We start from the raw sequence: 11,062 nt of genomic DNA on the forward strand, positions 1-11,062 counted from the left end.
GTGGGTGCGGTGGGTGCCGAGGGCGGCGTAACCTCCCCGGCATGCAGCATTTCGTGGCAGTGACGACGACGCCGGGACACCCCGGCGTGCCGCGCTGACGCGAATTTCTCACCGTCAACCAACGGCCCCGGGGCGAACCGCTCCGGGGCTGCTTCGTACTCCGGACCGGTCCGCTCCGACCGGTCCACTCGATTGACACGGGTGGCCGGGCTCAGGGTCGTACCCGAGTCAGGAGCATGGACATGGTCGACCACCGCAGGTTGGGCCGCGAACTGGAGCTGTTCCACGCCGACCCCCTCTCCGGCGCGGGCCTGCCGATCTGGCTACCGGCCGGCGCCGCCGCCCGGCACGCCGTCGAGGAGTACGTCCGCGAGCTGGAGCGGCGGGCCGGCTACCAGCACGTCTACTCGCCCCCGATGGGCAAACGGGAGCTGTTCGAACGGTCGGGACACCTCGGCTACTTCGCCGACGACATGTTCCCGCCGATGCGCCTCTCCGACGACGACGAGTTCGTCCTCCGGCCGGCGCTCTGCCCGCACCACTGCCTCGTCTTCGCCGCCCGCGGCCGGTCGTACCGCGAGTTGCCGCTGCGCATCGGTGAGCTGGGCGGGATGTACCGGCCGGAGCGGTCCGGGGTGCTCGGCGGCCTGAGCCGGGTACGCGCGATCTGGCTCAACGACGCGCACAACTTCTGCGCCCTGGAGCAGGTCGGCGACGAGGTCGCCGAGATCCTCGGACTGATCCGGACCGCGCACGCCGCGCTCGGCGTACGCCCGGCCGGGTTCCGGCTGTCGCTGCGCGGACCGGGCGAGAAGTACGTCGGCGACGACGACGTGTGGGAGCGGGCGGAGAACCTGCTCCGGGAGGCGCTCGACGCGGCCGGGCAGCCGTACGTCGAGGCGGCCGGGGAGGCGGCGTTCTACGGGCCGAAGATCGACATCCAGATCCAGGATCCGGCCGGGCGGGAGTCAACCCTCTCCACCATCCAGCTCGACTTCGACAAGGCGGAGAAGTTCGATCTGTCCTACATGGACTCCGATGGTCGGCCCCGTCGACCGGTGATCGTGCACCGGAGCCTGGTCGGCAGCATGGAGCGGCTGTTCGCGTACCTGATCGAGGTGCACGAGGGGGCGTTTCCCGCCTGGTACGCCCCGGTGCAGTTGGAGGTGCTCCCGATCGGCCCGGAGCAGTACGAGGTCGCGGCGGCCTTCACCCGTACCGCCGTGGAGGCGGGCCTTCGGGCGGAACTCGCCCCCGACGGGTCGCTGGGCGCCCGCGTACGCGCCTCGGCCCGCCGCCGGGTCCCGTACGCCGCCGTGATCGGCCCCCGCGAGGCAGCCGAGAACCTGGTCTCGCTGCGCCTCCGCGACGGCCAAGCCCTCGACCCCATCCCGGCGCCCGAAGCCCTCACCCTCATCACCACCGCCGTCTCCCCCCTCCCCTGACCCCCGCCCCACCCCGCCCAAGATCAGCGCTCTTGTAGAGAAAGAGGTGGAATCCAAGGCGGAATTCCCACACTTTCTCTACAAGAGGGCGATCTTGAGGGTGGGGTGGGGGGATCTTGGCGGCGGCAAGATAGGGTTGGGGGGTGAGTGGGGAAACAGCGGCGGGGCGGCCTTATCACCATGGTGACCTGCAGCGGGTGTTGTTGGAGGCGGCGGTTTCGGCGATCGAGGAGTCGGGGCCGACGGCGCTGAGTCTGCGGGACCTGGCTCGGCGGGCCGGGGTCTCGCATGCGGCGCCCACCCACCACTTCGGCGACAAGGCCGGCCTGCTGACAGTGCTCGCCACCCAGGGCTTCCACCTGCTCGCCGACGACCTCGGCCGGGTACGCAAGGAAACCGGGAGCCTGCTCGAGATCGGTGTTGGTTACGTCCGGTTCGCCGTCGAGCACCGGGCGCACTTCGAGGTCATGTTCCGCCCCGAGCTCTACCGCCCGGACGATCCGTTGCTGGTCGCAGCCAAGCAGCGGTCCACCGATGAGCTGCAGGCCGGGGTGGCGACGCTGGACGAGTCACCGGGCGACGAACGTGATCCCCGGCTCGCCGGGCTGGCCGCCTGGTCGATGGTGCACGGCTTCGCCACGCTCTGGCTCAGCGGCGCACTCCCGCCGGAGGTCGGCGACGACCCGACGTCGGTGAGCCGAGCCGTGATCCAGGGCCTGTTCCGCGTCGGCTGACCCTGCGCGTCGGTTGACACGGAGCGACGGCCCTCGTCACCAACCCGCCGGAAGGGCCATCCCCTCGGTGTAACCGGCGGCGCTCTGCACCCCGATCAGCGCGTTCGCCGAGAACTCGGCCAGGTTCCTGGCGCCGGTGTACGTGCAGGCGCTGCGTACCCCGGCGATGATCTCGTCGATCAGGTCCTCGACACCGGGGCGGGACGGGTCGAGGAACATCCGGGCGGTGGAGATGCCCTCCTCGAAGACCGCCTTCCGGGCCCGGTCGAACGGGCTGTCCTCGGCCGTACGGGCGCTCACCGCACGTGCCGACGCCATGCCGAAGCTCTCCTTGTAACGCCGGCCGTCCGGATCCGCGTACAGGTCACCTGGGGATTCGTAGGTGCCGGCGAACCAGGAACCGATCATCACGTTCGAGGCGCCGGCGGCGAGTGCCAGGGCTACGTCGCGCGGGTGCCGTACGCCGCCGTCGGCCCAGACGTGCCGGCCCAGTTCGGCCGCAGCGCTGGCGCAGTCGAGTACGGCGGAGAACTGCGGTCGGCCCACCCCGGTCATCATCCGGGTGGTGCACATCGCGCCCGGACCGACGCCGACCTTGACGATGTCCGCGCCGGCGTCGACCAGATCGCGTACGCCGTCGGCGGTGACCACGTTGCCGGCGACCAGGGGAACCGCCGGGTCGAGCGCCCGTACCGCCCGCAGGGCCGAGATCATCCGTTCCTGGTGCCCGTGCGCGGTGTCCACGACCAGCGTGTCGACGCCCGCTTCGAGCAGCGCCGCCGCCTTGCCGGCCACGTCACCGTTGATCCCGATCGCCGCCGCCACCCGGAGTCGCCCCTTGCCGTCCAGCGCCGGGCGGTACAGGGTGGCCCGCAGCGCGGCCTGCCGGGTCAGCACCCCGACCAGGCGCCCCTCGACGTCGACCACCGGGGCGAGCCGTCGCCGTCCCTGGGACAGCAGGTCGAACCCCGTACGCGGATCCGCCTCCGCCGGCACCGTGTGCAGTTCGGTCGACATCACGTGCCGTACCTGGGTGAACCGGTCCACGCCCTCGGTGTCGGCCTCGGTGACCACCCCGAGCGGGCGGTTCTCCTCGTCGACCACCACCAGCCCACCGTGCGAGCGCTTCGGCAGCAGGTGGATTGCGTCGCCGACGGTGTCGGTCGGGCCGAGCGTGATCGCGGTGTCGTGCACCAGGTGGCGTTGCTTCACCCAGCCGACGACCTCGGTCACCACCTCGACCGGGATGTCCTGCGGCAGTACGGCGATCGCACCGCGCCGGGCGACCGTCTCGGCCATCCGTCGACCCGCCACCGCGGTCATGTTGGCGACCACGATCGGGATCGTGGTGCCGGTGCCGTCGGAGGTGCTCAGGTCGACGTCGAGCCGGGACGCCAGGTCCGACCGGACCGGGGCCATGAACACGTCGTTGTACGTCAGGTCGTGCGCGGAGGCCGCGCCGGAGAGAAACCGCACCCGATCATCATGCCCCCGGGCGGGACCCGTTATTCCTGGTCAGCGGGACCCGCTCCGGCCGGGGTCAGCGGATGGTGCAGATGGTGGCGCCGGCGGTGATGACGGCACCGGGCTCGGCGCCGAGGTCGCCGATCACACCGGCCTTGTGGGCGTGCAGGGGCTGTTCCATCTTCATCGCCTCCAGGACCACCACCAGGTCACCCTCGTCGACGGTGTCACCGTCGGCGACCGCGATCTTCACGATGGTTCCCTGCATCGGCGAGGTCAGCGCGTCGCCACCGGCACCCGCGCTTGCGCCACCACGGGCGGCCGAACCGCGGGCGGCGCCACGGCGGGCGACCGGGCCGGGGGCCGGGCTGGTGCCCGTACCGGTGCCGAAGCCGGCGGGGAGGCTGACCTCGAGCCGCTTGCCGCCGACCTCGACCACGACGGTCTCGCGTGGTCCGGCCGCCTCGGCGGTCGGGGCGGCGGCGGTGAACGCCGGTACGGTGTTGTCGAACTCGGTCTCGATCCACCGCGTGTGTACGGCGAACGGCTCGGCGGTGAAGGCCGGGTCGCGGACCACCAGCCGGTGGAACGGCAGCGCGGTGGCCATCCCGTCGAGGGTCATCTCGTCCAGTGCCCGCCGGGCCCGCTCCAGCGCCTCGGTCCGGGTCTCCCCGGTGATGATCACCTTGGCCAGGAGCGAGTCGAAGTTGCCGCCGATGACGTCGCCGGCCGAGATGCCGGTGTCGACCCGTACGCCGGGGCCGGAGGGGAGCCGGAGCGCGGTGACCGTGCCGGGTGCGGGGAGGAAGCCCCGGCCGGGGTCCTCGCCGTTGATCCGGAACTCGATCGAGTGCCCGCGCGGCGTCGGGTCGTGGGCCAGCCGCAGCTTCTCGCCGTCCGCGATCCGGAACTGCTCGCGGACCAGGTCGATGCCGGCGGTCTCCTCGGTGACCGGGTGCTCCACCTGGAGCCGGGTGTTGACCTCCAGGAACGAGATGGTGCCGTCCACGCCGACGAGGTATTCGACCGTGCCGGCGCCGTGGTAGCCGGCCTCCCGGCAGATCGCCTTGGCGCTGGCGTGGATCTCGGCGCGCTGGGCGTCGGTCAGGAACGGCGCGGGCGCCTCCTCGACCAGCTTCTGGTGCCGGCGCTGTAACGAACAGTCGCGGGTGCCGACCACCACCACGTTGCCGTGCTGGTCGGCGAGGATCTGCGCCTCCACGTGCCGGGGGCGGTCGAGGTAACGCTCGACAAAACACTCGCCGCGTCCGAAGGCGGCGACCGCCTCCCGGGTGGCCGACTCGAACAGCGCCGGGATCTCCTCCAGGGTCCGGGCCACCTTGAGCCCGCGACCGCCGCCGCCGAACGCCGCCTTGATCGCCACCGGCAGGCCGTACTCGGTGGCGAACGCGATCACCTCGTCCGGGCCCTCGACCGGGTCCGGGGTGCCGGGCACCAGGGGAGCGCCGGCCCGCTGCGCGATGTGCCGGGCGGTGACCTTGTCACCGAGGTCGCGGATCGCCTGCGGGGTCGGCCCGATCCAGGTCAGACCGGCGTCGATCACGGCGGTCGCGAAGTCCGCGTTCTCGGAGAGGAACCCGTAACCCGGATGTACGGCGTCCGCGCCGGAACGCGCGGCCACGTCCAGCAGCTTGTCGATCCGCAGGTACGTCTCGGCGGCGGTGTCACCGGCGAGGGCGTACGCCTCGTCGGCGAGGGTGGCGTGCAAGGCGTCCCGGTCGGAGTCGGCGTAGACCGCCACGCTGCCCAGCCCGGCGTCCCGGCAGGCGCGGACGACCCGGACGGCGATCTCGCCCCGGTTGGCGATGAGTACCTTGCGCACGCTCGTCCTCTCCTGGCCGTGGGCGGCCCCGCTCGTCCGGCAGGTGCCGGTCACCGCGTTTCTCGGTGCGACCGACCCGCCGCCCGCGTACGGGCCCGGCGTTTCCTCGTCGTCCCTGGTTCGTTGTTCCCGCATCCACCCCTGGTGGTGGGTACTGCGGGGAGTTTATCGGCGCTTTTGATCAACTTCACCGGCCCGGCGTGTGTCCTGTGGCACTGGCCGCCCGGCTGGTCGGCCCCGCCCGGGCCGGTCGACCGCAGTGGCCTCCGGGGCTTAGTCAAATTTGTTTATTACGCTTGTGCTGTGTCGAGTACCCGCATGATGATTCTCGGTCTGGTCCGCTGGATGCAGCCGGTGCACGGTTACGACGTGCGCCGCGAGCTGCTGAGCTGGAGCGCCGACGACTGGGCCAACGTACAGCCAGGTTCGATCTACCACGCGTTACGCAAGCTGACCGAGGAGGGACTGTTGCGCGAGGTGGCGACCGAGCAGGTCGGTGCCCGTCCCGCCCGGACCACGTACGAGGTGACGGAGAAGGGGGAGGACGAGTTCGAGACGCTGCTGCGGGACATGTGGTGGCGGTTGCAGACCCCGCCCGACCCGTTCGCGGCGGCCTTCTCGTTCCTGCCGGCCCTGCCTCGGGAGGAGGCGGCGGCGGCGCTGCGCAACCGGGCGCAGCTCCTGCGCGCCGCGCACGAGTCCATGCGCGCCTCCCTCGATTCCGACTGGGTACGCAAGTCGAAGCCGGTGCACGTGGGCTGGATGTTCGAGCTGTGGATGGCCCGCGCGGAGGCCGAGAGCGGCTGGTGCGAACGGATCGCGGAGCGGATCGACTCCGGAGTGTCGTACCTGCCTGATCAGCTGGCCGATGCCGAGGGTTGGGGCGCGATGCGGGCGCAGACGCAGGCACTGGCCGAGTCCCGGGGCGGGGAGCGTGCCGCACCCGACGGTACGGACCGTGAGACACCCGGCGACGAGTAGCACTCACGACATAACTCAAGTAATAATCAACCTTGACTAGATAAGTTATATCGCGTTAGCCTCGGGCCGAGTGTTGGGGTGCGCGCCAGCGGCGTTGGTCCCCGGGGGACGGTGGTCGGCGGTCTGCCGGCCCGACCAACCAGGAGCTGAAAATGATCGAGACCAAGGGACTGCGGAAATCGTTCCGCTCCCGCCAGGGCCGACAAACCAAGACAGTGGAGGCGGTGCGCGGCGTCGACCTCCTGGTGCGCGAGGGGGAGATCTACGGCTTCCTCGGCCCTAACGGCGCGGGCAAGACCACCACCCTGCGCATGCTCGCCACCCTGATCGAGCCGGACGGGGGAGAGGCCGTGATCGCCGGCGCCGACCTGCGCGCCGACCCCGCCGAGGTGCGCCGCCGGATCGGCTACGTCGCCCAGGGCGGCAGCACCTGGGACGAGTCCACCGCCCGTGAGGAACTCGTCCTACAGGCCAGGATGTACGGCATCGGCAAGGCCGAGGCCCAGCGGCGCGCGGTCGACGCCCTGGCCGCCTTCGAACTCACCGAGTACGCCGACCGCAAGTGCAAGACCTACTCCGGCGGGCAGCGCCGCCGCGTCGACATCGCGCTCGGCATCATCCACGAGCCGAAGATCGTCTTCCTGGACGAGCCCACCACCGGCCTCGACCCGCAGAGCCGGGCCCACATGTGGGACGAGATCCGGCGGCTGCGCGCCGACGGCATGACCGTCTTCATCACCACCCACTACCTCGACGAGGCCGACGCGCTCTGCGACCGGATCGCGATCATGGACCACGGCGAGATCGTCGCCGAGGGCACGCCGGCCGAACTCAAGCGGGAGATCTCCGGCGAGATGGTGCAGGTCGGCATCGACGCGGCCGCCACCCCGAAGGCCGCCGAGGCCCTCGACACCCAGCCCTTCGTACTCAAGCTGGAAACCCTCGACGAGGGCGGGCTGCGCCTCTACGTCGACGACGGCGCCACGGCCATCCCGCAGATCCTGCGCGCACTCGACACCAGCGGCGTCCCGCTGCGCGCGATCGAACTGCACCGGCCCAGCCTCGACGACGTGTTCCTCACCAAGACCGGCCGCTCGCTGCGCGAGTCCTGAGCCCGCCCCCGCTACAGGAGACTGTGATGAAATTCGCCCGGGACACCTGGCTGATCTTCGAGCGGCAGATGCTGCTCCTCCTCCGTCAACCCATCTGGGTCTTCGTCGGCGTCTTCCAACCGGTGATGTACCTGCTCCTCTTCGCGCCGCTGCTCAAGCCCGCACTGAACGCACCGACCCAGGCGGACGCGTACCGCATCTTCGTACCCGGCCTGCTGGTGCTGCTGGCCATCTTCGGCGGGCTGTTCCAGGGCTTCGGCCTGATCGCCGAACTGCGCGCCGGGGTGATCGAGCGGTCCCGGGTCACCCCGATCAGCCGGCTCGCCCTGCTGCTCGGCCGATCACTGCGCGACGTCGTGTCGCTGATCGTCCAGGCGATCATCATCACCCTGCTGGCGCTCCTGTTCGGACTCACCGTCTTCATCGGTGACCTGCTGCTGGCGTACCTGATGCTCGCCCTGATCGCGCTGATGACCTCGGCCGTCTCGTACGGGATCGCGCTGCTGGTCAAGAGCGAGGACGCCCTCGCACCACTGATGAACACCATCGCCCAGCCGGTGCTGCTGCTCTCCGGCATCCTGCTCCCGCTCACCTTCGCCCCCGGCTGGCTCCAGGGCGTCGCCGACTGGAACCCGTTCTCCTGGGCGGTCGAGGGGACCCGGGCACTCTTCGCCGGTGACCTCGGCGACGACCGGGTGTGGCAGGGCCTGAGCATCGTGGCCGTCCTGACTGCCGCGGCGGTCGCCTGGGCAGCCCGGGAGTTCGCGCGCAGCGTACGTTAATCCTTTTTCCGAAGGTGTTTCACCTGGTCAAAGGGGCACGCTCCGAACGCTTGTAGCGTAAGGGGCGTGCCCCGCCTCCTCCATGACCGGATCACCTGGCTGACCTACGCCCAACTCGGCGTCTGGGGGTTCTTCCTCTACGGCTTCGGGCCGGTCGTCCCGCTGCTCCGCGACGAACAGGGCACCACCGCGGCCGTCGCCGGACTGCACAGCACCGCACTCGCCGTCGGAGCCCTGCTCGGCGGCTTCGTCTTTCCCTCGCTGTCGGCGAAGATCGGTCGGGGGCGGACAAACTGGCTCGGGCTCGCCGGGATCGTCGTCGCGGTTGTCGCGCTCTGCCTGTTCCACACCCTGCCGGCCACCCTCGCCGCCGCGACCATCGCCGCCACCTTCGGATTCATGCTGGTCAACGGCGTCAACACCATCCTCGCCGACCACCACGGACCCAACTCCCCGGCCGCGATCAGCGAGGCCAACGCCGTCTGCGCCGGCATGGGCATCATCGCCCCGATCGTCATCGGACTCACCGTCGGCGCCGGGCACGGTTGGCGACCCGCGATCGCCATCGAGGTCGGGCTGATCGCGCTGGTCGCCGCGTCCGCGTTCGTCTTCCGGGTACGCCTACCGCGAGGCATCCCCGCTACCGCGGCTGCCGGCACCCGACCCGGCCGGCTGCCCCGCACCTACTGGATCGCCTGGCTGCTGCTCGGCGTCACCGGCTCGATCGAGGTCTGCCTCTCCCTCTGGGCCGCCGACGTGCTGCGCGGCCACGCCGGGATGTCGGCCGGAGCCGCCTCGGCGGCGCTCGCCGCGATCGTCGCCGGCATGTGCCTGGGCAGGCTGGCCGGTGGCCGGATCGCGCTCCGGGTCGCCCCGGTGCCGTTCCTGCTCGCCGCCCTGGCCGTCTCGATGGTCGGGTTCGGCATCTTCTGGGCCGCGCCGATCGGCTGGCTGGCGGTCACCGGCCTGGTCGTGGTCGGGCTGGGCAACGCGATGCACTACCCGTTGGGCATCTCGATGGCGCTGGCCGCCGCCCCGGGACAGCGGGACCGGGCGGCGGCCTACTCGTCGTACTCGGTGGCGATCGGGTTCGGGGTCGCTCCGGTCGTACTCGGCCGGGTCGCCGACTCGGTCGGCCCGCACCCGGCCTTCCTGCTGCTGCCCCTGTTCATCGTGATCGCCGCGCTGCTCGCCCTGCGCCTGGCCCGCGCGCTGCGCCTACCTCCGGCCCCCACCCCGCCCCTCGACGCCCGGATCGACGGCCCCACCGCCCCGGCTGTCGAAGCCGGGACCTGAGGGTCTGCGGACGGGACCTGTTGTCGCCGTGAGCCGGTGGCGGGGGTGTGTTCAGCGGCGGCGGGCCAGGGTGAGGCCGTCGGCGATCGGCAGCATCACCACGTCGACCCGGACATCGGCCCGTACGTCGGCGTTGAACGCCACGATGGCCCGGTCGCCCGCATCCTGCGGAGCGAGCACCCGGCCCCCGCGTAGGACGTTGTCCACCACGATCAGCCCACCCGGCCGCATCCGGGGAACCAACTCGTCCCAGTAGATCGGGTAGCTCGTCTTGTCCGCGTCGATGAAGGCCAGGTCCAGGTGCGGCTCGGTCGGCAGCGACCGCAGCCCCTCGGCCGCCGGCCCGATACGCAGGTCGATCCGGTCCTCCACCCCCGCCCGGGACCAGTACCGGCGGGCCACCGAGGTGAACTCGGCGGAGATGTCGAAGCAGGTCAGCCGACCGTCGGCGGGCAGCCCGCGGGCGATCGCCAGGGACGACATGCCCGTGAAGGTGCCGACCTCCACCGCCTGCCGCGCGTTCACCAACCGGGTGAGGAAGGTGAGCAGCGCCGCCTGTTCCGGGGCAACCTGCATCTGAGCATCGTCCGGCAGCGCGTCGATCGTCTCGTCGATCAACTCGCGGGCGATGTCGTCGGGCGGAGAACCGTGCGCGATGAGGTACGAGTGCAGTTCCTCGGTCAACGGCAGCGACTTCGTGGTCATGCCCAGACGCTAGACCAGTACCGGCGGGGTGCGGTAGAACCGCGCTCGGCCCGCTGGCGTCACCGCTGCCACAGGTCGGTGATCCGGACGTCGAGCTCGGCGAGCAGGTTACGCAGCAGGGGCAGGGAAAGCCCGACCACGGTGCCCGGATCACCCTCGACCCGCTCGACGAACGGGCCACCCAGTCCGTCGATCGTGAACGCGCCCGCCACCTGCAGCGGCTCACCGGTAGCCACGTACGCGGTGATCTCGTCGTCGGCGATGTCGGCGAAGTGCACCGTCGTGGAGGCGACCGCCTCGGCCCGGCGACCACCGGTCACGTCGATCAGACAGTGACCGCTGTGCAGGACACCGGAACGCCCCCGCATCTGCTTCCACCGCCGGATGGCCTCGTCGGCGTCGACGGGCTTGCCCAGGATCTCACCGTCGAAGGCCAGTACGGAGTCGCAACCGAGCACCAGTGTCATCGGCTCGCTGGTCGGCCGGACCCGCTCGGTGATCGCCTCCGCCTTGAGCCGCGCCAGGTCGAGACAGAGCGTCTCCGCCAGGTCGGCGTTCGCCTTCGACTCGTCAACGCCGCTGACCAGCACCTCCGGCTCGATGCCGGCGGCCTGCAGGCTCTTGCGCCGGGCCGGACTGGCCGAGGCGAGCACGAAGCGGAGCTGATTCGTCGGGCGCATGAAGCCGTACGCTACCGTGC

General features: G+C 71.0%; 10 protein-coding genes. 6 read left to right on the forward strand and 4 right to left on the reverse strand.

Going from position 1 to position 11,062, the window contains the following annotated elements:
- Positions 1 to 242: 242 nt before the first annotated feature.
- A complete protein-coding gene (gene thrS, locus OIE47_RS17610; protein WP_326562558.1) occupies positions 243 to 1,445 on the forward strand; it encodes a threonine--tRNA ligase in 1,203 nt (400 codons plus the stop codon).
- 143 nt (positions 1,446 to 1,588) lie between these two features.
- Entirely contained in the window at positions 1,589 to 2,179 is a 591-nt protein-coding gene (locus OIE47_RS17615) for a TetR/AcrR family transcriptional regulator (protein ID WP_326562559.1), read from the forward strand.
- A gap of 36 nt (positions 2,180 to 2,215) precedes the next feature.
- On the opposite strand, the gene OIE47_RS17620 is transcribed toward OIE47_RS17615, so the two are convergent.
- Together OIE47_RS17620 and OIE47_RS17625 are read right to left on the reverse strand one after the other, a co-directional pair.
- On the reverse strand, positions 2,216 to 3,655 hold the full coding sequence (locus OIE47_RS17620; protein ID WP_326562560.1) for a GuaB1 family IMP dehydrogenase-related protein: 1,440 nt from the start codon (positions 3,653 to 3,655) through the stop codon (positions 2,216 to 2,218).
- Positions 3,656 to 3,719: 64 nt separating this feature from the next.
- Positions 3,720 to 5,486, reverse strand: a complete 1,767-nt coding sequence (locus OIE47_RS17625; protein ID WP_326562561.1) for an acetyl/propionyl/methylcrotonyl-CoA carboxylase subunit alpha — start codon at positions 5,484 to 5,486, stop codon at positions 3,720 to 3,722.
- Positions 5,487 to 5,789: 303 nt separating this feature from the next.
- On the opposite strand from OIE47_RS17625, the gene OIE47_RS17630 reads away from it, so the two are divergent.
- The 4 genes from OIE47_RS17630 to OIE47_RS17645 all read left to right on the forward strand — a co-directional run bounded on the left by OIE47_RS17630 (position 5,790) and on the right by OIE47_RS17645 (position 9,657).
- The gene (locus OIE47_RS17630; RefSeq protein WP_326562562.1) at positions 5,790 to 6,467 is read left to right on the forward strand and encodes a PadR family transcriptional regulator; all 678 of its coding nucleotides are present in this window, start codon (positions 5,790 to 5,792) and stop codon (positions 6,465 to 6,467) included.
- Positions 6,468 to 6,619: 152 nt separating this feature from the next.
- Positions 6,620 to 7,579, forward strand: coding sequence for an ATP-binding cassette domain-containing protein (locus OIE47_RS17635; protein ID WP_326562563.1), 960 nt, complete (start codon positions 6,620 to 6,622; stop codon positions 7,577 to 7,579).
- A 26-nt stretch (positions 7,580 to 7,605) separates the two neighbouring features.
- Positions 7,606 to 8,361 carry an ABC transporter permease gene (locus OIE47_RS17640; RefSeq protein ID WP_326562564.1) on the forward strand — a complete coding sequence of 252 codons (756 nt, stop codon included), beginning with the start codon at positions 7,606 to 7,608 and terminating at the stop codon, positions 8,359 to 8,361.
- A 66-nt stretch (positions 8,362 to 8,427) separates the two neighbouring features.
- On the forward strand, positions 8,428 to 9,657 hold the full coding sequence (locus OIE47_RS17645) for an MFS transporter (RefSeq protein ID WP_326562565.1): 1,230 nt from the start codon (positions 8,428 to 8,430) through the stop codon (positions 9,655 to 9,657).
- A gap of 51 nt (positions 9,658 to 9,708) precedes the next feature.
- Here the strand turns inward: OIE47_RS17645 and OIE47_RS17650 are convergent, their stop codons facing one another.
- Positions 9,709 to 10,362 (reverse strand): O-methyltransferase, encoded by a 654-nt coding sequence (locus OIE47_RS17650; RefSeq protein WP_326562566.1) that lies wholly within the window; start codon positions 10,360 to 10,362, stop codon positions 9,709 to 9,711.
- A 59-nt stretch (positions 10,363 to 10,421) separates the two neighbouring features.
- Positions 10,422 to 11,042: a Maf family protein gene (locus tag OIE47_RS17655; protein WP_326562567.1), complete on the reverse strand. Its 621-nt coding sequence runs from the start codon at positions 11,040 to 11,042 to the stop codon at positions 10,422 to 10,424.
- Between the last annotated feature and the right edge of the window lie 20 nt (positions 11,043 to 11,062).

Origin of the sequence: Micromonospora sp. NBC_01796, from assembly GCF_035917455.1 — a bacterium.
GTDB lineage: Bacteria > Actinomycetota > Actinomycetes > Mycobacteriales > Micromonosporaceae > Micromonospora_G.

Coding starts and splice junctions, on each gene's coding strand:
- thrS (WP_326562558.1), top strand. CDS start 243: ATGGTCGACCACCGCAGGTTGGGCCGCGAACTGGAGCTGTTCCACGCC.
- OIE47_RS17635 (WP_326562563.1), top strand. CDS start 6,620: ATGATCGAGACCAAGGGACTGCGGAAATCGTTCCGCTCCCGCCAGGGC.
- OIE47_RS17640 (WP_326562564.1), top strand. CDS start 7,606: ATGAAATTCGCCCGGGACACCTGGCTGATCTTCGAGCGGCAGATGCTG.
- OIE47_RS17650 (WP_326562566.1), bottom strand. CDS start 10,362: ATGACCACGAAGTCGCTGCCGTTGACCGAGGAACTGCACTCGTACCTC.
- OIE47_RS17655 (WP_326562567.1), bottom strand. CDS start 11,042: ATGCGCCCGACGAATCAGCTCCGCTTCGTGCTCGCCTCGGCCAGTCCG.